The 20,984-nt window shown below is 70.5% G+C and carries 17 protein-coding genes and 1 riboswitch; of the genes, 10 read left to right on the forward strand and 7 right to left on the reverse strand.

Features of this window, described 5'->3' with window-relative positions; genetic code table 11:
- Positions 1–18: 18 nt before the first annotated feature.
- Complete coding sequence (locus CW359_RS42675) at positions 19–828, forward strand: PhzF family phenazine biosynthesis protein (protein WP_105975651.1); 810 nt, start codon at positions 19–21, stop codon at positions 826–828.
- A 123-nt stretch (positions 829–951) separates the two neighbouring features.
- On the opposite strand, the gene CW359_RS42680 is transcribed toward CW359_RS42675, so the two are convergent.
- Positions 952–1,752 (reverse strand): CPBP family intramembrane glutamic endopeptidase, encoded by an 801-nt coding sequence (locus CW359_RS42680; RefSeq protein WP_105975652.1) that lies wholly within the window; start codon positions 1,750–1,752, stop codon positions 952–954.
- Positions 1,753–1,969: 217 nt separating this feature from the next.
- On the opposite strand from CW359_RS42680, the gene CW359_RS42685 reads away from it, so the two are divergent.
- The gene (locus CW359_RS42685) at positions 1,970–3,733 is read left to right on the forward strand and encodes a substrate-binding domain-containing protein (protein ID WP_105975653.1); all 1,764 of its coding nucleotides are present in this window, start codon (positions 1,970–1,972) and stop codon (positions 3,731–3,733) included.
- 84 nt (positions 3,734–3,817) lie between these two features.
- On the opposite strand, the gene CW359_RS42690 is transcribed toward CW359_RS42685, so the two are convergent.
- Complete coding sequence (locus tag CW359_RS42690; protein WP_105975654.1) at positions 3,818–5,335, reverse strand: glutamate-cysteine ligase family protein; 1,518 nt, start codon at positions 5,333–5,335, stop codon at positions 3,818–3,820.
- Positions 5,336–5,774: 439 nt separating this feature from the next.
- On the opposite strand from CW359_RS42690, the gene CW359_RS42695 reads away from it, so the two are divergent.
- The 7 genes from CW359_RS42695 (at position 5,775) to CW359_RS42725 (ending at position 13,250) form a co-directional block, all read left to right on the forward strand.
- A complete protein-coding gene (locus CW359_RS42695; RefSeq protein ID WP_105975655.1) occupies positions 5,775–6,359 on the forward strand; it encodes a hypothetical protein in 585 nt (194 codons plus the stop codon).
- 374 nt (positions 6,360–6,733) lie between these two features.
- Complete coding sequence (locus tag CW359_RS42700; RefSeq protein WP_105975656.1) at positions 6,734–6,940, forward strand: DUF5999 family protein; 207 nt, start codon at positions 6,734–6,736, stop codon at positions 6,938–6,940.
- Between the two features lie 252 nt (positions 6,941–7,192).
- Positions 7,193–8,242: a Gfo/Idh/MocA family protein gene (locus tag CW359_RS42705; RefSeq protein ID WP_105975657.1), complete on the forward strand. Its 1,050-nt coding sequence runs from the start codon at positions 7,193–7,195 to the stop codon at positions 8,240–8,242.
- Between the two features lie 180 nt (positions 8,243–8,422).
- A complete protein-coding gene (locus CW359_RS42710) occupies positions 8,423–10,795 on the forward strand; it encodes a glycoside hydrolase family 3 N-terminal domain-containing protein (RefSeq protein ID WP_105975658.1) in 2,373 nt (790 codons plus the stop codon).
- 64 nt (positions 10,796–10,859) lie between these two features.
- On the forward strand, positions 10,860–11,228 hold the full coding sequence (locus tag CW359_RS46970) for a hypothetical protein (RefSeq protein ID WP_232838849.1): 369 nt from the start codon (positions 10,860–10,862) through the stop codon (positions 11,226–11,228).
- A gap of 90 nt (positions 11,229–11,318) precedes the next feature.
- Positions 11,319–12,362: a LacI family DNA-binding transcriptional regulator gene (locus tag CW359_RS42720; protein ID WP_105975659.1), complete on the forward strand. Its 1,044-nt coding sequence runs from the start codon at positions 11,319–11,321 to the stop codon at positions 12,360–12,362.
- A gap of 132 nt (positions 12,363–12,494) precedes the next feature.
- The gene (locus CW359_RS42725) at positions 12,495–13,250 is read left to right on the forward strand and encodes an NPP1 family protein (protein WP_105975660.1); all 756 of its coding nucleotides are present in this window, start codon (positions 12,495–12,497) and stop codon (positions 13,248–13,250) included.
- 366 nt (positions 13,251–13,616) lie between these two features.
- On the opposite strand, the gene gcvP is transcribed toward CW359_RS42725, so the two are convergent.
- On the reverse strand, positions 13,617–16,502 hold the full coding sequence (gene gcvP, locus CW359_RS42730) for an aminomethyl-transferring glycine dehydrogenase (protein ID WP_105975661.1): 2,886 nt from the start codon (positions 16,500–16,502) through the stop codon (positions 13,617–13,619).
- A gap of 179 nt (positions 16,503–16,681) precedes the next feature.
- A riboswitch (glycine riboswitch) is annotated at positions 16,682–16,775 on the reverse strand.
- 117 nt (positions 16,776–16,892) lie between these two features.
- Between gcvP and CW359_RS42735 the strand changes: the two genes are divergently transcribed.
- The gene (locus CW359_RS42735) at positions 16,893–17,264 is read left to right on the forward strand and encodes a PRC-barrel domain-containing protein (RefSeq protein ID WP_105975662.1); all 372 of its coding nucleotides are present in this window, start codon (positions 16,893–16,895) and stop codon (positions 17,262–17,264) included.
- Here the strand turns inward: CW359_RS42735 and CW359_RS42740 are convergent.
- The 4 genes from CW359_RS42740 to ftsR form a co-directional block, all read right to left on the reverse strand.
- Positions 17,186–18,682, reverse strand: a complete 1,497-nt coding sequence (locus CW359_RS42740; protein WP_105975663.1) for a DNA polymerase IV — start codon at positions 18,680–18,682, stop codon at positions 17,186–17,188. The two genes, CW359_RS42735 and CW359_RS42740, sit on opposite strands and share 79 nt — an antisense overlap.
- Positions 18,683–18,740: 58 nt before the next feature.
- Complete coding sequence (locus CW359_RS42745; protein WP_198655586.1) at positions 18,741–19,385, reverse strand: MerR family transcriptional regulator; 645 nt, start codon at positions 19,383–19,385, stop codon at positions 18,741–18,743.
- A 283-nt stretch (positions 19,386–19,668) separates the two neighbouring features.
- Positions 19,669–20,142: a bifunctional nuclease family protein gene (locus CW359_RS42750; RefSeq protein WP_006123076.1), complete on the reverse strand. Its 474-nt coding sequence runs from the start codon at positions 20,140–20,142 to the stop codon at positions 19,669–19,671.
- A gap of 85 nt (positions 20,143–20,227) precedes the next feature.
- Entirely contained in the window at positions 20,228–20,962 is a 735-nt protein-coding gene (gene ftsR, locus CW359_RS42755) for a transcriptional regulator FtsR (RefSeq protein WP_105975664.1), read from the reverse strand.
- Positions 20,963–20,984: the final 22 nt, after the last annotated feature.

Here is a 20,984-nt window from a genome sequence, read left to right on the forward strand (position 1 = left end):
CCCCCCTAGCGTCATCCCATGCGCATTCGAATCGTCGACGCCTTCACCCACCGCCCCTTCACAGGCAACCCCGCAGGCGTCCTGCTCCTGGACGCCTTCCCCGACGACACCCGCCTCCAGCAGATCGCCCTGGAGGTCAACCACGCCGAGACGGCATTCGCCCACCCCCTCCCGAAGGACACCGACGCCGACTGGGCCCTGCGCTGGTTCACCCCCGCCGCCGAGGTGGCGATGTGCGGCCACGCCACACTCGCCACGGCCCACGTTCTGCACACCACAGGCACCCACACAGGCCCCGTACGCTTCGCCACCCTCAGCGGCGTCCTCATCGCGACACCAGGCGAGGACGGCTCGATCACCCTCGACTTCCCGACGGCGCCGCTCACCCGCGTAGAGCCCCCCACCGGCCTCGCCGAAGCCCTGGGCGCCGAGCCGCTCACCGCCTTCGACACCGGCCCGAACATCAACGACCTGCTGGTCGAGGTGGCCGACGAGAAGACGGTCCTGGGCCTCACCCCCGACCTCAGGGCCCTCGCCACCCACTCGGAACGCGGCGTCATCGCCACCGCCCGCGCCGACAACCCCGCCGACGGCTACGACTTCGTCTCGCGCTGCTTCTTCCCGAGGATCGGCATCGACGAGGACCCGGTAACCGGCAGCGCCCACACCGCCCTCGCCCCCTACTGGTCCGAACGCCTGGGCCGCCCCGACCTCACCGGCCGCCAGGCCTCCGCCCGCAGCGGCCTGGTCCGCACGGAACTACGCGGCGACCGCACCCTCCTGACCGGCCGGGCGGTCACCACGATCGAGGGCGAACTGCTCGTCTGACGGAAACCGACGACATCCAGCCACACGAAAGGCACGCACGAAAGAAGCGCACGAACCCCCAGTGCCAGTACGCCCCTGACCTCCCCACCCCCGAGCCGCACCCCCCACCCACCAGCCCACCGCTCAAGCGGTGGGCAACCACCCCACCTTCCCCGCCAGCACCGCATACCCCACAAACGCCCCGATGTCGAGCAGCGAATGCGCCACGACCAGCGGCCCCACCCGCCCCCACCGCCGGTAGAGGTACACGAACACCACGCCCATCACCATGTTGCCGATGAACCCGCCGACGCCCTGGTAGAGGTGGTACGACCCGCGCAGTACGGAACTGGCCATCAGCGCCGTCCCCGGACTCCACCCCAACTGGTTCAGCCGGCGCAGCAGATACGCGAGAACGATCACCTCCTCCAGTACGGCGTTCTGTACCGCCGAGAGGATCAGCACCGGGTACTTCCACCACACCTCGGGCAGCGCCTCCGGCACCACCGTGAGGTTGAAGCCGAGGCCACGAGCCGCCAGGTAGAAGGCGATTCCGCTGCTGCCGATCACCGCCGCGACCGCGGCGCCCCGGCCGAGGTCGGACCACGGCCGGGTGCGGTCGAAGCCGAGCGTCCGCAGCCCCTTGCCCTCGCGCAGCAGGAAGTGCGCGACCAGGACAACCGGTACCAGCGACGTCGTGATACCGAAGAGCTGCCAGGCGAGATCCAGCCATGGCCGACCCGGCGCGGCCGAGGCGTTGAGGGTCGCCGCCTGGTCTTTGAGGCCGCCAGGTTTCGTGACCGATCCGACAAAGCTGATCAGAGCGGAGATACCGCTCGCACCGAGCGAAAGCCCCAGAACCAAGAGCGTCTCGTCCCGGAGAATCCGTCGCGACGGCCGCTCCTCAGGAAAAGAATCAGCCACCACGCCCGCCTCCACCTGCACTCCTGCCTCCAGTTGTTCAATCCCGCCGCATCCCCGTCCTCGCCCCGCTAGGGTCTCGAAAGAAGTTGCGAAGATCCTGCGCGACAGGCCGTCGGGGGGCGGTCGCCGCTTCCGGCGTGCCTCCCTTTTTCCCTGCCATACGGCCCCTGCAGCCGATTCAGCTCATACGGCTGTTTCGCGCCACGTGTTCGGTTCACCAGGGAGGGACGCCACCGTCATGGGACGTCACAGCTTGCCCGATCGACCTCAGGCGGGCGCGGGCGACCCCCGTCCACGCACCCGCCGCCGCACGGTCGCCATCGCCACGGCGCTCGTCCTGACCATCGCCGGGGGCACGGCGGTCGCCGTGCAGAGCGGTCTGCTCTCCTTCGGTTCGTCCTGCCGTGACGACCCGGTACGTCTGGCCCTCGTCGCCTCCCCGGACCTGGCCCCGGCGCTGGAAACGGCGGCCGACCGGGCCCGCGACCAGAGCGTCACCTCGGACGGGCGCTGCCTCGACATCGAGGTCACCGCCCGGGACTCGTACAAGGTCGCGGACGCGCTGCGCGCGGGCAAGGTGCCCGACGCGCAGATCTGGGTGCCGGACTCGGACCTGTGGGTGGAGCGGGTCACGGGCGACGGCAGGGCGACCGAGGTGACGGCGGTCGGCAACGTCGCCTCGACGCCGGTGGGCGTGGCGGTGGTGCCCGCCGCCGCGAAGGCACTGGGGTGGCCGCAGCAGACGTACTCCTGGACGGAACTGGTCGGCGCGACCCTGGACAACGACGACCTCGCCCTGGGCGCGGCCGACCCGGCGCGCAGCGCGACCGGCCTGCTCGCCCTGACCCAGCTGGGCACGGCCGCCGCGAAGACGAAGGACGGCGCCACGCAGGCCGCCGCCCTGATGAAGGCCCTGTCGCAGCGCGTCTCGGACAGCGACGGCCAGGTCTTGGACACCCTGCCCCGGGACTCCTCAGGCACGGAACAGGGCAACCCCAGGCGCAACCGGACGCTCGTGCTCTCCGAGCAGGCGGCGTACGCGTACAACTCGTCGGCGGACAAGGCCCAGAACCTCGGCCTCTTCTATCCCGAGGACGGCACTCCCCGGCTCGACTACCCGTACACCCTGGTCGACGGGACGAGGCTGACGACCGACCAGAGCCGGGCCGCGATCCGCTTCATGACGTTCCTGCGCCGAGCCGAGCAACTCCGGCTCCTGGAGCGGCGGGGCTTCCGTACGAGCAATAACCAGGCCCCCCGGGCGCTGGTCACCCAGGCCGGTGGCCGGGCCCCGCAGCCGTACGCGCGTGCGGCCGGCGAACCCGCGTCGACGGCGGCGCTTCAGGAGGCCCTCGGCACCTGGACGATCACCGTGCAGAGCGCCCGGATCACGACGGTCGTGGACGCCTCCTTCTCGATGTCGGAGCCGGTCCCGGGCACGGACCGCACCCGGATGGACGTCACGAAGGCGTCCCTGCTCCAGGCGCTCGCCACCTTCACGCCCGAGGACGAGATCGGCCTGTGGGAGTTCTCCACCGAGCTGGACGGCGCCAAGGACTACCGCGTCCTCGTCCCGACGGAACGCCTGGGCGACCGCGAGGGCAACGGCACCCAGCGCGACCGTCTCTCGGCGGCGTTCGGCGACCTCAAACCGGTCCCGGGCGGTGCGACGGGCCTCTACGACACGACCCTGGCCGCCTACAAATCGGCCACGTCGTCGTACGCGAAGGGCAAGTTCAACGCCCTGGTGATCCTGACCGACGGTGTGAACGAGGACCCCGGCAGCATCACCCGCGCCGCCCTGGTCCGAACCCTCCAGCAGCTGAGGAACCCGGACCGCCCGGTCCCCCTGATCATGATCGCGGTGGGCCCGGAGGCCGACCGCGACGAGATCGAACAGATAGCCGACGCGACAGGCGGCTCGGGCCACGAGGTGACGGACCCGTCCCAGATCCACACGGTGATCCTCCAGGCGATCGTGGCAGCGGGCGCCGACGCCTGAACGCGGCGCCTGTCGCTCTTCCGGGGGACTGGGCCGGGGCCCTGTCCCCCGGAGAAACCACCCACTCATCCAAGAGGCACCGGCTCACCCAAGAGGCACCGCCTCCGGAAGCCCCACCGGCCAGGTGTGCACCGGCTCGCCCAGGTGCATCAGCTCGCTGTAGCGCCGTGTGGTCGCCGCCAGGGCGGCCTCCCGGGACAGGCCCTTCTCCAGTGCCCGGTGGAAGGTCGCCGCCTGCCAGGACGCGCCGTTGGCCCTTCGACGGCATCGTTCCTCGATCACGCCGAGGTAGAAGTCCCGGTCCGCCGGTTCCACCCCCCACGCGTCGAGGCCCGCCGCCGCGAGCGGCAGGAGTTCGTCCCGTACGAGGTGGACCGCGTCCACCTCCACGATGCCGCCGAACCTGCCGGACCGGGGCCACCGCAGCCTCGCCTCGATGCCGTGCCGGCAGGCCTCGTCGAAGTTGGCGGCTGCGGCCTCGAAGGGCAGACGGGTCCAGACCGGACGCGACTCCTCGGCCAGGGCCCTGACGACCCCGTAGTAGAAGACCGCGTTGGCGATGACGTCCGTGACCGTGGGCCCCGCGGGCAGGACCCGGTTCTCGACACGCAGATGCGGGACGCCGTCCGCGATGCCGTAGACCGGGCGGTTCCAGCGGTACACCGTGCCGTTGTGCAGGACCAGCTCGCCGAGTTTCGGAACGCCTCCCTCGTCCAGGACGCTCAGCGGGTCCTCCTCGTCGCAGATCGGCAGCAGCGGCGGGTAGTAGCGCAGGTTCTCCTCGAAGAGGTCGTACGCCGACGAGATCCACCGCTCCCCGAACCAGGTCCGCGGCCGTACGCCCTGTGCCTGCAGCTCGGGCGGGCGCGTGTCCGTGGACTGGGTGAACAGCGGGGGCCGCGACTCCCGCCACAGCTCACGGCCGAACAGGAAGGGCGAGTTGGCGCCGATCGCGACCTGCGCGGCGGCGATCGCCTGCGCCGCGTTCCACACGTCGGCGAACCGCGCCGGCGTGACCTGGAGATGCAGCTGCACGGAGGTGCAGGCGGCCTCCGGGGCGATGGACTTCGACGTGCACGAGAGGCGCTCCACCCCCTCGATGTCGAGTGTGAAGTCCTCCCCGCGCGCGGCCACTATCTGGTCGTTGAGCAGGGTGTAGCGGTCGACGTCGGAAAGGTTGGAGGAGACCAGGTCGTCACGGTCGAGCGTCGGCAGAATACCGATCATCACGATCCCCGCGTCGACCTCGTTCGCCTTCCGATGGGCATATGCCAGTGACGTACGGAGTTCCTCTGCGAGCCGGTCGAAAACCCGCCCGTCGAGTCGATGGGGGGCGATGTTGACTTCCAGATTGAACATGGCGAGTTCTGTTTGGAAATCTCGGCTCGCGATCCTTTCGAGTACTTGCGCATTCATCATTTTTGGCATGCCGTCGGGCCCGACGAGATTCAACTCGATCTCCAGGCCCAGGAGATTCTTCGGGCGGTCGAACCGCTTCTCGGCCAGCAGCCGCTCCAGCCCCGACAGGCACTGCCGGAGCTTGGCGCGGTACCGCTGCCGATCGGACAGGTCGAACTGCCCCGCCACGACCTTCTCCCCCATCGAAGTGTCCTTCCTCGAATGGGCAGGCCGAAGATCCGGCCGCTGATGTCCCGGGTCACGTGGGATGATGCCCACCCAACGCGATCGATAACGTCCCGCGTGTTCCTGTCGCCCGCTACGCTGGTCCAGCCACCGGCGACCCGACAGTTTCACACAGTTGCGAACTCAGCATAAACGCCGACCGATTAACCTCTTGCTCTTCACGCGGGAAACGGTTAGACGAAACACAGTCAGAACACGTGTCGTATAAACTCCGCGAACAAGGCAGAGAGTCGTCGTCCAGGTCCTGGATCCTGCCGTCCAGGTGACGTACGGCAGGCCGCAACCCCTGCCGGCGCATCCTGCCCGCCTCTTTGACCCCGAGAGACTTCGAGAGCTGACAGCGCCGTCCGCCCCCGCCCTCGCGCCACCCTGCCTGTCGAACGAGAGGCGTTCCACCATGCCCCTGCATGTCCCCCCGGCTCCCGCGCCAGCACTGCGCACCATCCTCACGGCCCTCGGTTCCCCCACCGCCGTCCGTGAGGCACGCACCCCAGCCCTGCGTACCGCGCAGGGACCGGCCACCCCCGAACTCCCCCTGCCCGTACACGTACTCGACCGGATCACCCCCGCGGGCACCCCCACCACCCGGCTGACCGGGTGGCGCTTCCTGATCCGCTGCGGCGACCGCGCGGTGGCCGCGGCGGAGACCATGCTGACCCCCGACGGCTGGGCCTTCTCGCACTTCTTCGAAGGCCCCTACATCGCCTCCACCGAGCGCGCCCTGCGCCAGGCCGAGACGATGAAACAGCCCTACCAGGCCCGCCTGTTGTCCGTACCCGAGCTGTACATGCTCACCCTCTGGCTGCACGGCGACGTCACGGCCGACGCGGCCGAGGGCCACCCCGCCGCGACCGACCTCCTCGTCCCGCTCGCACCGGCCCCGCTCGGCATCGCCGCCCACCGCCCGCACCGGGTCGCCGAACTCCTCCCGGTCCTGACCCATCGGGTGACTCCGGCCCCGCTGCTGAGTTCTCCCGCCTGAGCGCGCACGGCACGCCACTCTCCGTATTCCGACGTACCCCGCCGCCGAATTTCCGGCAGCGGGGTACGTCGCTCTTTCGCGCGCCAATACGCTCGTACGAGCCATTAAGGGTTTCCGACCCGTCCGGACTAGCCCTTTCCGACCCCCAAGAACCACCCAAAGGGACAGCCCAGTCGGGCTGAACCGTCCGCTCGGGTGATGCGTCTTGAACCTGTGAGAAGCGGTGCGGCTAAATCCCTGCGGATTGACGCCCGTAGAGCAACACTGGTTTCGAACCGACTTTCCCAACGGGGGCGGCCATGAACAGCGCTTCGAGCCGCAGGACAGACACCACAGCCATCTCACCCTCCACGACAGAGCGAAAGATCCCATCAATGTGCCAGCACCAGCCACCGTGCCCGACAGCCCACTCCACCGACCGGGAGTCCGCCCGCCTCATGGCGCACCACCCGGAACAGGGCTGGAGCCTGCTGTGCAACGGCGTTCTCCTCTTCGAGGACACCGGTGAGCTACTGCCCGACGGCCAGATCATCGCCCCGCACCGCCCGGTGGGCACCGGACCGGTGATGACGGCCGCCTGACGGACCGGCCGCGCGCGAACAGCTGAACAGACGAAGAGGGGCCGGCCCGCAGACACTCGCTGCGAACCGGCCCCGACGTGTTTCCGAGGTCGACTACTCCCCGTAATCCCGCCGCGTCACGCTGTCCTGGGGCTCGCCGAGAGCGCGACGGTAGGGTCGACTTCGGCGGTTGCGACAGCACCGGCACGGCCTCCGAGGTCTGCTGAGGACCCGCGGAGACCGGCTCCACGAGAACGACGGCAAGGACTCCACATGACGGACGCGCCCATACGGATCGGACTGGCCGGCTACGGCTTCGGCGGCAGGTACTTCCACGCACCGCTGCTCGCCTCCGCCCCGGACTGCGACTTCCTCGGGGTGGTCACCACCTCCGCCGAGCGCCGCAAGCAGGTCGCCGACGAGCTGAACCTGCCGACGTACGACTCACTGGAGGCGCTGGTCCGGGCCGGAGCAGAGGCGGTCGCGATCTCGACTCCGGCGGACACCCACGTCCCGCTCGCCCAGGAGGCGCTGCGGCTGGGTCTGGCGGTGGTCTGCGACAAGCCGTTCGCACTCGACGCGGCTTCGGCGCGGGAGACGACGGAGCTGGCGGAGCGGCTGAAGGTTCCGCTGACGGTCTATCAGAACCGGCGCTGGGACTCCGACTTCCTCACCCTGCGCCGGCTCATGGCCGAGGGCGCGCTCGGCACCCTGACCCGCTTCGAGTCACGTTTCGAGCGGTTCCAGCCCGAGCCCGGCCCGCCTGCGGCAGGCGGCGGCACCCTGCTCGACTTCGGCAGCCACCTGGTCGACCAGGCCCTCGTCCTGTCCGGGCCGGTCGAGCGGGTGTACGCGGAGATGCGCGACCACGACGGCGGCGACCGGGCCGGAGCCGGGCTCGACGAGGACGTCTTCGTCGCCCTGACCCACCAAAACGGCGCCCGCTCCCACCTGTCGGGCAGCTGGCGCCAGGGCGCACCCGGCCCGCGCTTCCGCGCCACCGGGACCACGGGAACGTACGTGGTCGACGGCGTGGACGGCCAGGAAGACCAGCTCATCGCGGGCGCAACCCCGGCCTCGGAGGGCGAGCACTGGGGCGTCGAGCCCGAGGAGCGCTGGGGCCAGGTACTGCGCGGCGACCACACCGAGCCCGCACCGTCGTCCCGCGGCGAGTGGGACCTCTTCTACCCGGCCTTCGCCGCCGCCCTGCGCGGCACGCGCCCCCTGCCGGTGAACCCCTGGGACGCCGTGACCACAGCGACCGTCCTGGACGCCGCCCGCACGAGCGCCACCACCGGCGAGGTCGTACGCCTCCTGCCCTGATCCGCACGCCGGGGGCCCTGTCGAACACGGGGCCCCTGAGCACTCAGCCACCGAGCCGGCCGGCGCCCCCGCCCAACCGCGCCGAGAAACTTCGCCCGCACCCCTCGAACTCCGTCACTAGCTCGTGATAGTCACTAGCACGAGCTAGTGACGGTCGGCAGAGGAGCGAGGAGCGTGGCAATGGACCCGATGGCGCGGGCGGAGACACTGCTGGCCCGGATGACCCTGGAGGAAAAGGCGTTCCAGCTGACCTCCGTCATGGGGCCCAGCCTGTCCGCCGGACCCGGCGGCGCCGATCCGGAGCGGCTGGCGGCGCGGGTGGGGCACGGGATCGGCCAGGTCTCCGGTCTGGCCGGCTTCGGCGCCAAACCGCCCGCCGACGTGGCTCGCGCGGTCAACGCGATCCAGCGTTTCCTGGTGGAGAGGACCCGCCTCGGAATTCCGGCGATCTTCCACAACGAGGCCCTCAACGGCGTCATGGCGCCGGGCTTCACCGTCTTCCCGACCGGAATCGCGCTCGCCGCGACCTGGGACCCGGAGTCGGTCGAACGGATGGCGGCGCTGATCGGCCGCCAACTGCGGGCGATCGGCATACGCCAGGCCCTGTCCCCGGTGCTGGACGTGGCAAGGGACGCCCGCTGGGGCCGGGTTCACGAGACGTACGGCGAAGACCCGTACCTCGTCTCCGCGTTGGGCGTCGCCTACGTCCGAGGTCTCCAGGGCGAGGACGTCCTCGCGACCGCCAAGCACTTCCTCGGCTACGGCGTGACCGAGGGCGGCCAGAACATGGCCGCGACCGCGGTCGGGGCAAGGGAGTTGTACGAGGTCCACGCCCGCCCCTTCGAGGCCGCGATCCAACTCGCTCAGCTGGCCTCGGTGATGAACTCCTACTCGGAGTACGACGGCGTGCCCGTCGGCGCCTCCCGCACGATCCTCACCGAACTCCTGCGTGACCGCATGGGGTTCACCGGCACGGTCGTCGCCGACTACATGACGATCGAGTGGCTCGCCTCACGCCAGCGGGTCGCCGCCGACAACCAGGAGGCCGGTGTCCTGGCCCTGGCGGCCGGACTGGACGTCGAGTTGCCGGAAGTCGCGGGCTACGGCAGCCCGCTCGTCGAGGCCGTGAAGGCGGGCCGGATCGGCGAGGACGTACTCGACCGGTCCGTACTCCGCGTACTGCGCGACAAGTTCGCCCTCGGCCTCTTCGACAACCCGTACGTCGACGAGGACCCGATCGTCATCCGGCGTACGGCCGCCGAAGGCACCGGTCTGGCACGGGAGTTGGCCCGCAAGTCGGTGACCCTGCTGACGAACCGGGACGCCGTCCTCCCGCTGGCACCCGGCGTCCGGAAGGTCGCGGTCGTCGGCCCGCTCGCCGACGACGTCTCCGCCGCCTTCCCGACCTACACCTATCCGGCGATGCGCAAGATGCTCATGCGCTCGGCCGCCGGGTCGGCGATGCCGGGCACCGAGGCGGTGTCGGACGGCTCGGCGTCGTCCCTGGCCGCCGAGCTGGCCACCGCGACCGCCGCGACCGCCGCCCGCGGCGACGCGTGGATCCGCGCCGAGTACGACACGCTCTCGCTCACCGAGGCCCTACGGCAGGCCCTGCCCGACGCCGAGGTCACGGGTGTGACCGAAGTGGCGGACACCCGGGCCTCGGTGGCCGCCGCCCGCAAGGCCGACGTGGTGATCCTGGCCCTCGGCGGCCACGCGGGCTGGCTCCCCGACGGCACCGAGGGCGAGGGCCACGACACCACCGACCTCGAACTCCCCGCCGTACAGCAGCGGTTGGTGGAGGCGGTCACCGCGACCGGAACGCCCGCCGTCGGCGTCGTACAGACCGGGCGGCCGTTCACGATCACCTCCGTCGTGGACCAACTGGCCGCAGTGGTCTGGGCGTTCTACGGCGGCCAGGAAGGCACCCGGGGCATCGCGGACATCCTGACCGGGGCGGCCGAGCCGGGCGGCAGGCTGCCGTACAGCATTCCGCGCCAGGTGGGCCAAGTCCCGCTCCACCACGGCCAGAAGACCGGCAGCGGCTACCGCCGTACCGACCAGGACATGCACCGGGGTTATCTCGACCTGCCCGCCACACCGCTGTTCGCGTTCGGCCACGGACTGGGCTATACGACCTTCTCCTACGGCGAGTTGACGCTCGACGCCACCGAGGTCCCCGTCGACGGGACGGTCACCGTGAGCGTGCCGATCACCAACACCGGTGACCGGGCGGGCGACGAGGTCGTCCAGCTCTACTTCCACGACACCGCCACCGGCCTCACTCGCCCGGCCCAGGAACTCGTCGGCTTCCAGCGGGTCCACCTCTCCCCCGGCGCCACCGCCACCGTCGGCTTCACCGTCCGGATGAGCCAGCTCGGCTACGTCGGCCTGGACGGCGCGTTCGTCCTGGAGCCCGGCCCGGTCGACGTGTCCGCGGGTGCGGCCTCCGACGACATCCGCGCGACGGGCCGCTTCGAGATCACCGGCGACACGATCACCCTCGACGGCCGCCGGAGCTACCTGTCCGAGGCCACGACACATCACGCGTGACCCCGTACGCACGCGCCCACGCCAGCGCCAACGCACCAACGCACGCCATCAGAAAGGCACTTCCGTGAAAAAGCAGCTGTCGATCCCCACCCTGCTCCTGATCTTCCTCGTGTTCCTGGCCGGCATCGCCGCGGCCATCGCCGCCGGGCCGCTCCTCGAAGGCTCACCGAAGCAAGTGGTCACCGTCTGCGGGACGGTCGTCTCGTTCGTGACGAGCACCGTCCTGATGAAGCAGCGGCAGGTGCGGGACTTCCTCGGCTCCAGGCCGGTGCTGTGGTTCCTGTTCCTGTTCAACGCCCTTGCCGCAGTGGGCCTTTACCTCTTCCTGGACGGGGCGAAGGGGATCATGGCGGCCGGGGTCATGGGCCTGGTCTCGATCGGTGCGGGGACCGGTCTGCTCCGCGGCGCCAAGGAGAAGCCGGCCCCTGCCTGAGTAGCATGGGCGACGAGAACCGGGGGCGCGGCGAACGGCTCGTGAGCGAGAGACGTGAACGAGAATCGTGAGCGCGGGACGTTGGCGGGAATGAGGGGCTCTGTGGGCGCGACGGGACGCAAGCGGGTCACGGCGGCGGACGTCGCCGTGACGCTGGGGCTCTCCCGGGCGACCGTGGGGTTCGTCCTGAACGACACCCCGGGACAGACGATCCCCGAGAGCACCCGTCGGCGCGTGCTCGCCGAGGCGGCCCGCATGGGCTACCGGCCGCACCGGGCGGCCCAGACCCTCCGGCGCGGCAGCAGCAAGGTGATCCTGTTCGTCCTGCCTGACTGGGCAACCGGCCTCACCCTGCAACAGCACCTGGACGAGGCGACGTCCGCACTGGACGAGGCGGGCTACACCCTGGTCACCTGCACCCGGCACTCGGCAGGCGGAGCACGCCCCCTGTGGGAGCTGCTCACCCCGGACGCCGTCCTCGGCTTCACCCCCTTCGACGCCGCCGAACTGGCCTCGATGCACGCCTGCGGCATCACCAGGATCGTCCCCGGCCCCGAGCACCCGGGAACCCTGGACGACTGGCCCGCGCTCAGCGCCGGAACGGCCCTCCAGATCCGTCACCTGCACGGACTGGGTCATCACCGGATCGCCTTCGCCACCCCGGCCGCACCCCACACGGCCCTGCTCGACCATCGCGTACGGGTGGCGCGGCGGACCGCCGACCAGCTCGGGCTCGGCCTGCTCGACGTCCGCCGGGTGGACCACCGCGACGGCTCGGCCCACGAGGCGGTACGAGACTGGCGAGCCGAGGGTGTCACCGGCGTCGCCGGATTCAACGACGACTGCGCGGCGGCCGTGGTGGGCGCGGCGGTCCGGGCAGGGGTGTCCGTACCGGCCGACCTCGCGGTGATCGGCCACGACGACACGCCCCTGGCCGCGATGTTCGTCCCCTCCCTCTCCAGCGTGAGCATCGACATCCCCGGCCTCGGCCGCCACTTCGCCGCCTACGCCCTCCACCAGGCGGACGGCCGCCCGTTGCCGGCCCGGGACACCGGGGACGACGTGACAGTGATCGCCCGCGAGTCGACGGACGGGGCATTGCCTCCCAACTCACTTCGCCCGCCTGTTCGTTGATCTTTCACCCGCACGTCACCCACAAAAGCTTGAGTTACTCAATCAATCAGGTGAGAGTGGCCCAGGGCAGGCGAGCAACCGCTTGCCCTCTCACCCCCAACACCCTCCCCCACAGTCCTTCAGGAGGACTCCGTGCAGAGAAGTGCGCGCATACGCCGGGCCTCGCTCGTCCTCGGCAGCTCGGTCGCGCTGGTCATCGCGCTCCCCGGCAGCGCCCTGGCCGCCCCGCCGTCCGCCCTGCCCGCGAACGCGGACGCGCTGGAACAGAAGTGGCAGCCGGCGTACGACTACGACACCGACGGCTGCTACCCGACCCCGGCCATCGGCCCGGACGGCACCGTCAACGGCGGTCTGAAGCCCTCGGGTTCACCGAGCGGCGAGTGCCACGACACCTCGGACCTCGACAACACCAACGGCTATTCGCGCGAGAAGTGCAACAACGGCTGGTGCGTGATCCTCTACGGCCTCTACTTCGAGAAGGACCAGGCGACGGTCGGCGGCCACCGCAACGACTGGGAGCATGTCGCGGTCTGGGTGCAGAACGACCAGGCCAAGTACGTCTCCACGTCCAACCACGGCGGCTTCACCGTCCACGCGGCCGGCGACGTCCGCTGGGACGGCACCCACCCCAAGATCGTCTACCAGAAGGACGGCCTGAGCACCCACGACTTCCGCCTCGCCGACGCCAATGACGAGCCGCCGGAGAACGCCTACGGCACCTGGCGCTACCCGACCCTGGTCGGCTGGAACGGCTACCCGGCGGGCCTGCGCGACAAGTTGAGCGCGTACGACTTCGGCAGCGCCAACTTCGGCCTCAAGGACGCCAACTTCACCGCCCACCTCACCAAGGCCCTGCCGTCGGGCATCTCGTTCGACCCGAACGCCTGAGCAGCCTCCCGGGGGATGGGGTGTGAGGCAGGAGACCGAGCGAGATGTCCCGCGTGGACGCACCGGGCTCCGCCTCCCCTCACCCCTCGCCGCTCGTTACCCAGACCCGATCCCGGCGGCCGGCATCGTACGGTCGGCCCGCCGCAGTCTCGCCGAACACGGCTGCGCGAGCGCCTCGTTGGGAGCAGAGCCAGGAGGAGATGTACGACCGGTACCTCCGAACCCCCGGCACCCCGGACCCCACCGACCGCGTCGAGGAACCGACCGACGCGGCCGTACGCACCTGACCACTACCAACCCCGAACTGCCGTCCCCCAACCCGACCTGCGCAACTGAAGCCCCAGGCCAGGAGCCGGCGGAACACCCCTACTCCTCATAGGCATCCAACGGCGGGCAGGAACACACCAAGTTCCGGTCGCCGAATGCCTGGTCGATCCGCCGCACCGGCGGCCAGTACTTGTCGGCCGCCGAGACGCCGGCCGGGAAGACCGCCTCCTCGCGCGTGTACGCGTGCGTCCACTCCCCGCCGAGCGCGGCGGCGGTGTGCGGCGCGTTGCGCAGCGGGTTGTCCTCGGCCGGCCACTCGCCCGCGCCGACCTTCTCGATCTCGCCCCGGATCGCGATCATCGCCGCGCAGAACCGGTCCAGCTCGCCCAGGTCCTCGGACTCGGTCGGCTCGATCATCAGCGTCCCGGCGACCGGGAAGGACATCGTCGGCGCGTGGAAGCCGTAGTCGATGAGCCGCTTGGCGATGTCGTCGACGCTCACGCCCGTGGCCTTGCTGATCGGCCGCAGATCGATGATGCACTCGTGCGCGACCAGCCCACCCGGCCCGGTGTAGAGCACCGGGAAGTGCGGCTCCAGCCGCTTGGCGATGTAGTTGGCGCTCAGTACGGCCACCTGCGTGGCCCGCTTAAGCCCCTCGCCACCCATCAGCCGGACGTACGCCCACGAGATCGGCAGAATGCCCGCCGAACCCCAGGGCGCAGCCGAAATCGGCCCGACACCTGTCTCGGGCCCGGCAGCGGGCTGCAGGGGATGGTTCGGCAGATAGGGCGCGAGGTGCTCCCGCACGCCCACGGGCCCGACGCCCGGACCACCACCCCCGTGCGGAATGCAGAACGTCTTGTGCAGATTCAGGTGGGACACATCCCCGCCGAAGTGCCCCGGCTTGGCCAGCCCCACCAGCGCGTTGAGATTGGCCCCGTCGACGTACACCTGCCCGCCGGCCTCGTGCACCTGGGCGCAGATGTCGGCGACATGCTCCTCGAACACACCGTGCGTCGAGGGGTACGTGATCATCAGCACCGACAGCTCGTCCCGGTACTGCTCGATCTTCGCCCGCAGATCCTCGACGTCGATCTCACCGTCCCCGGCGGTCTTCACGACGACGACCTTCATCCCGGCCATGACGGCACTGGCCGCGTTGGTCCCGTGCGCGGACGACGGGATCAGACACACCGTCCGCTGCTCGTCACCGTTGGCGCGGTGGTATCCGCGTACGGCGAGCAGTCCGGCCAGCTCGCCCTGCGAACCGGCGTTCGGCTGGAGCGACACCTTGTCGTACCCGGTGACCTCGGCGAGCCGCTCCTCCAGCTCACGGATGAGCGTCAGATAGCCCTGCGCCTGCTCGGCGGGCGCGAAGGGGTGCAGCTGCCCGAACTCGGGCCAGGTGACCGGCTCCATCTCGGTGGTCGCGTTGAGCTTCATGGTGCAGGAGCCCAGCGGGATCATGCCCCGGTCGAGCGCGTAGTCCCGGTCGGCGAGCCGGCGCAGGTAGCGCAGCAGCGCGGTCTCGGAGCGGTACTGGTGGAACACGGGGTGCGTGAGCACGTCGTCGGTGCGCAGCAGCGCGTCCAGCAGGGTGTCCTCGGCGTCCGCGTCGAGCGCCTCGATGTCACCCTCGACCCCGAACGCGGCCCACACAGCGCCCAGTTGGGCCCGCGTGGTCGTCTCGTCGCAGGACACGGACACCCGGTCCGCGTCGACGAGGTGCAGGTTCACGCCGTGCTCACGCGCGGCGGCGGCGACCTCACCGGCCTTCCCCGGCACCCGCGCGGTCAGTGTGTCGAAGTACGCCCCGTGGACGACCTCGACGCCGCCCGCGGTCAGCCCGGCGGCCAGGATCGTGGCGTACCGGTGGGTGCGCCGGGCGATGGTCCGCAGCCCGTCGGGCCCGTGATGGACGGCGTACATGCCCGCCATCACGGCCAGCAGCACCTGCGCCGTACAGATGTTGCTGGTCGCCTTCTCGCGACGGATGTGCTGCTCGCGCGTCTGCAGGGCGAGCCGGTACGCCTTGTGCCCGTCCGCGTCGACGGATACGCCGACCAGCCGCCCGGGCAGGCTGCGCGCGAACTGCTCGCGTACGGCCATGTATCCGGCGTGCGGCCCGCCGAAGCCCATCGGCACCCCGAACCGCTGGGTCGTGCCGACCGCGATGTCCGCGCCCAGCTCACCGGGCGAGGTGAGCAGCGTCAGGGCGAGCAGATCGGCGGCGACGGTGACGACGGCACCGAGCCCGTGCGCCTGCTCGACGACCGGCTTGAGATCCCGTACGGCACCGGAGGCACCCGGGTACTGGAGCAGCACGCCGTTGATCTCGCGCCCGGCCAGGTCGTCCGGAATGCCCGCGCTCAGGTCGGCGACGACGACCTCGACGCCGACCGGCTCGGCCCGTGTCCGGATGACGGCGACGGTCTGCGGCAGGGCGTCCGCGTCGACGAGGAAGAGGCCCTTCTTGTTCTTGCCCATGCGCCGGGACAGCGCCATCGCCTCGGCGGCGGCGGTGCCCTCGTCGAGCAGCGAGGCGCCCGAGGTGGGCAGCCCGGTGAGGTCGGCGACCATGGTCTGGAAGTTCAGCAGCGCTTCGAGGCGCCCCTGCGAGATCTCCGGCTGGTACGGCGTGTACGCGGTGTACCAGGCCGGGTTCTCCATCACGTTCCGCAGGATGACCGGCGGGGTGAAGGTCCCGTAGTAGCCGAGCCCGATCATGGACCCCAGCACCTGGTTCCGGTCCGCCAGCGACCGCAGCTCGGCCAGCACCTCGGCCTCGGTTCGGGCACCCGGCAGATCGAGCGCGTCGGCGTTCCTGATCACATCGGGGACCGCGGCGGCCGTCAGCTCGTCGAGCGAGCCGTATCCGACCTGCGCGAGCATCTTGGCCCGGTCCTCGTGGTCCGGCCCGATATGACGCCGCTCGAAGGGCGTGCCCTGTTCGAGTACGGCGAGCGGAGTGCGGTGGGCGGTCATTACGGAGGCCTCCTGGTCGTCGCGACCTTCGAGGGGCACCACGGCACGGGTGCCCGAACGGCCTCCCCCTCTGTCATCTCAACCTGAGAGCTTCACCGGGCCGCCAACGCGCTGACGTCCCGGCTTTCACCGTCGGTGAGAGCGGAGGCCGTGGCCTTCGCCCTACTTTCCAGAGTGACCTCGTCCGTGCGGTACAGGGGCCTGAGAGATTCCGGGGAGGAGTTGCTCCTTCGGCGCCTCCGAGGTTCCGGAGGACTCTCCCGCACAGGGTCAGCAGCCGTTCACCAGCCTATCAGCGCGCTCCCCGCACAGGCCTTCGAGTGGCCGCCTTCCCCGAAGTGCTCTTTTGTAGTGTTTACGGATGAGTTGCGACCATTGGGAGGGCCCGCCGTGCAGACCGACATCGATCCGCGCAGTCTGATCGGCCGCAAGGCCTTCGACCGCAACGGCACCAAGATCGGCACGATCGACGAGGTGTACCTCGACGACGCGACGGGCGTGCCGGAGTGGGCGGCCATCCGGACGGGGCTGTTCGGCCGCGACGCCTTCGTGCCCCTGGAGCCCAGCGAGCTGGTCGAGGGCACACTCCGCGTCCCCTTCGAGCGCGCCCTGATCAAGGACGCCCCCGACTTCGGCGTGGGCCGCCATCTCTCCCCGGAGCAGGAGCTCCAGCTCTACCACCACTACGGCCTCGACGTGGCGCCCCCGCCCCCGTTCCCCGACCACGACTTCGGCAAGCTGGCGGGCTCGGACGACTCCTGACCGGCCGGCTCCTGACCAGTCGGTTCCCCGGTCGGTTGCTGACCGGTCGACTCCTCCTCCGGACCGCCGGGTCTTCGCGGCCCGGACGACACCAGCGGCAGCGGCTCCGCGGGCTCCAGCGCGGGATCGTCGGTCCGGAACGTCCGCACCCGCCCCGGCTGTTCCGACTCCGGCGTCTCGAACCGCACGGTCACCCGCCCGAGCCCGCTCCCCTGCACCCACCCGTGCCCGAAGTCGGCATGCCGTACGTCGTGCCCGGTCGTCCAGTGCCGCTCGGCGGGCGCCTCCTGCTCCTCGACGACCTCGTGCTCCGCGTCCTCCGCCGGCTCCAGCGCCGCCAACTCCCCGGCGGCCTGGGCGAACAGGTCCTCCTGAGTGAAGTCGGCGAGCCCGCTCACCCCGACCCCCAGCAACCGCACACCCCCTGTCGTGTCCACGGACTCCAGCAGCCGGGCCGCCGCCTCCCGCACCACCGAGGGGTCGTCCGTGGGCCCCCGGAGCGTCTCGGACCGGGTCAGCGTGGAGAAGTCGTACCGCCGCACCTTGAGGACGATGGTCCGCCCGGACAGCCCGGCCCCGCGCAGCCGCCGCACACACCGGTCGGCCAGCCGCTGCACCTCCGTCCCCACCCGGACCCGGTCGTGGATGTCCACGTCGTACGTGTCCTCGACCGACACCGACTTGGTCTCCCGCTCGGCCACCACGGGCCGCTCGTCGTGCGCCAGCGCCATCCCGTACAGCCCGTGCCCGTGGGCCTTCCCCAGCAGCCGTACGAGTTCGTCCTCGCCCGCCTCGACCAACTCGTCGACCGTGCTGATCCCGGCCCGCCGCAGATGGTCCCCGGTCGCCGGGCCCACCCCGGGCAGGATCCGCACCGACATCGGCGCGAGCATCGCCCGCTCGGTGCCGGGCTCGATCAGCACCAGGCCGTCCGGCTTGGCCTGCTCGGAGGCGAACTTCGCGAGCATCTTGGAGGCGGCGAGGCCCACCGACCCCGTGAGCCCCGTGACGGCCCGTATGTCCGCGCGCAGTCTGCTCCCGGCCAGCCGCGCCGACGCCTCGTCCCAGGCCGCTCCCCCGGCCTCCAGGTCCACGAACGCCTCGTCCAGGCTCAGCGGCTCCACCAGCGGCGACAGCGCCCGCAGCAGCGCCATGACCTGCTCGCTGATCGAGCGGTAGAACCCGAACCTCGGCACGAGATACGCGGCGTTCGGCGCGAGCCTGCGTGCCTGCCCCATCGGCATCGCGGAGTTCACCCCGAAGACCCGGGCCTCGTACGACGCGGTCGCCACCACCCCGCGCGGCCCGAGCCCGCCCACGACCACGGCTTTTCCGCGCAGACTCGGCTTGGACGCCTGCTCCGCCGAGGCGAAGAAGGCATCCATGTCGAGATGCAGGATCGTAGGCGCGTTTCTCACCTGTCCGATGCTGCCCTACGCCACTGACAATGCCCCGGAACGCCGGGGACGGGGGCGGTCAGACCGCCCGGTTGCGCCGCCGCGCCAGCTCGTCCGCCGGGTTGTTCCCGACGAGCGTCTCACCGGTGTCGACCCGCTCACCGTGCAGCTGCGAGAGAGCGCTTTCCACATCGCGCCACACCACACCGACCGCGATACCGAAGATGCCCTGCCCGCCCTGGAGCAGTGCGTGCACCTCGTCGGGCGAGGTGCACTCGTAGACCGTCGCGCCGTCGCTCATCAGCGTCAGGCGCTCCAGATCTCGGAACTCGCACGCGCGCAGATGCTGGACCGCCGTACGGATGTTCTGCAGCGAGACCCCGGTGTCGAGAAAGCGCTTGACGATCTTCAGGACGACAACGTCCCGGAAGCTGTAGAGCCGCTGCGTCCCCGACCCATGGGCGGGCCGCACGCTCGGCTCGACCAGCCCGGTGCGCGCCCAGTAGTCCAACTGGCGGTATGTGATGCCGGCCGCCGCGCATGCCGTCGGACCGCGGTAGCCGATCTCCTCGGACGCCATGGATGTCGCCCCTCCGCCGCCCACTACAACCGTCGGCCGCCGCGGAACGTGATCGGCCGCGCTGCCGTGAAGCCGGTACGGGCTACTCTCCCCCAGACCGTGTCCGGGGGCACCCCCAGCCGTACCGTCGCCGCTGCTTCTCACGCCGACCTCCGTCCTTGACCTGCCTTCACGACGGTAGGCAGTCACCAGGGGTGCGTCAACGATCGCCACACTCGGCACGCCGAGTGATAATCACCCTAGGAGTGGTTTCCCGTACCCCACCGCGGGGAAAGGCTAGCCGAATGCGCTCCGCGAGGGCCGCACGACGCTCTCACACGCCGCTGGCAATTGCCATCATCCGTGACGACACCGGGCAAAAGACCGGCTCCACCGACCACCAGGTCGGTGGAGCCGCCCGAACCTCGTCAGCCGCCGCCGTCAGGGCTCACTGACTGTTGGTCCCGAAGTCCTCGGGAGAGATCTGGTCGAGGAACTCGCGGAACTTCTCCACCTCGTCCTCCTGCTCGTCCGGGATCGCGATCCCGGCGTCGTCCAGCACTCCGTCGCTGCCGTAGATCGGCGTCCCGGTGCGCAGCGCGAGCGCTATGGCGTCGGACGGCCGGGCGCTGACCTCGACCCCGCTGGCGAACACCAGTTCCGCGTAGAAGACACCCTCACGCAGGTCCGTGATGCGCACTTCGGTGAGCTCCTGGCCGACGGCCTCCAGCACGTCCTTGAACAGGTCGTGGGTCAGCGGCCGTGCGGGGGCCATGCCCTGCTGGGCGAAGGCGATGGCCGTCGCCTCCCCCGGTCCGATCCAGATGGGGAGGTAACGGTCGCCTCCCACTTCACGCAGAAGCACGATCGGTTGGTTGGAGGGCATTTCCACCCGGACACCTACGACATCGAGCTCGTTCACACAGCAACCCTAGGCCGTGCCCGGGACGTTTGGGTAGTCGGGCACGGAACGGGTGGCCGATCCGGCCTCCGGCGACCCTGCCTGCTCAGGGTTGCCGCACTCCCAGCGCGATCCGCACCAGGGCGGCGTGCAGCTTCACCGTGAGCCCCGCCAGTTCCTTGCTGCGGGCCTCCGCGAGAGCCCTGGTCTGCGGATTGCGGTGCCGCTTCAACGGCGCCACCACCTGGTCGATCAGACCGGCCTCGCGCTCCGCCGCGGCCTTCATCACCCGCAGATGCCGCGGCTCGATCCCGAACCGCCCCAGCTCGGCCACGAGCCCGGCGACGGTCACCGTCTCCGCGTCGTACGCGCCGTCGGGCAGCGGCACGATCAGCCCGTACGACTGCCACTCCTCGAGTTCCTCGTCACCGATCCCGGCGGCGGCCAGCAGCTCGGACCGGCCGATCCGGACGGCGGTGGGCCCCTCGGGCTCCAGGACGGGCTCACCGTCCCGCTGACGGCCCACGGTGGGGAGCGGGACGGCCTCCCCGCGCTCCATGGCGTCCAGGTACTCCCTGATCACCTTGAGCGGCAGATAGTGGTCCCGCTGCATCCTCAGGACATGGCCGAGGCGCTCGACGTCCTCCGGACTGAACTTGCGGTACCCCGACGGAGTCCGCTGCGGCTCGATGAGCCCCTCCGACTCCAGGAAACGGATCTTGGAGATGGTGACTTCGGGGAACTCGTCACGCAGCGCGTTCAGCACCGTGCCGATGCTCATCAGCCCACTGTCCGCGGCGGCGATGCCGTGGCCGGCACCGCCGCTCGGTGTTTGAAGCATGGACCTTCCCTGGGGTCCCTCC

Origin of the sequence: Streptomyces geranii, from assembly GCF_002954775.1 — a bacterium.
Lineage (GTDB): Bacteria > Actinomycetota > Actinomycetes > Streptomycetales > Streptomycetaceae > Streptomyces > Streptomyces geranii.

Excerpts from the sequence above, each read along its gene's own strand:
- CW359_RS42710 (WP_105975658.1), top strand. The coding sequence starts at position 8,423 with ATGGACCCGATGGCGCGGGCGGAGACACTGCTGGCCCGGATGACCCTG.
- CW359_RS42705 (WP_105975657.1), top strand. The coding sequence starts at position 7,193 with ATGACGGACGCGCCCATACGGATCGGACTGGCCGGCTACGGCTTCGGC.
- CW359_RS42695 (WP_105975655.1), top strand. The coding sequence starts at position 5,775 with ATGCCCCTGCATGTCCCCCCGGCTCCCGCGCCAGCACTGCGCACCATC.
- CW359_RS42700 (WP_105975656.1), top strand. The coding sequence starts at position 6,734 with ATGTGCCAGCACCAGCCACCGTGCCCGACAGCCCACTCCACCGACCGG.
- CW359_RS42675 (WP_105975651.1), top strand. The coding sequence starts at position 19 with ATGCGCATTCGAATCGTCGACGCCTTCACCCACCGCCCCTTCACAGGC.
- CW359_RS42690 (WP_105975654.1), bottom strand. The coding sequence starts at position 5,335 with ATGGGGGAGAAGGTCGTGGCGGGGCAGTTCGACCTGTCCGATCGGCAG.
- gcvP (WP_105975661.1), bottom strand. The coding sequence starts at position 16,502 with ATGACCGCCCACCGCACTCCGCTCGCCGTACTCGAACAGGGCACGCCC.
- CW359_RS42685 (WP_105975653.1), top strand. The coding sequence starts at position 1,970 with ATGGGACGTCACAGCTTGCCCGATCGACCTCAGGCGGGCGCGGGCGAC.
- CW359_RS42720 (WP_105975659.1), top strand. The coding sequence starts at position 11,319 with ATGAGGGGCTCTGTGGGCGCGACGGGACGCAAGCGGGTCACGGCGGCG.
- ftsR (WP_105975664.1), bottom strand. The coding sequence starts at position 20,962 with ATGCTTCAAACACCGAGCGGCGGTGCCGGCCACGGCATCGCCGCCGCG.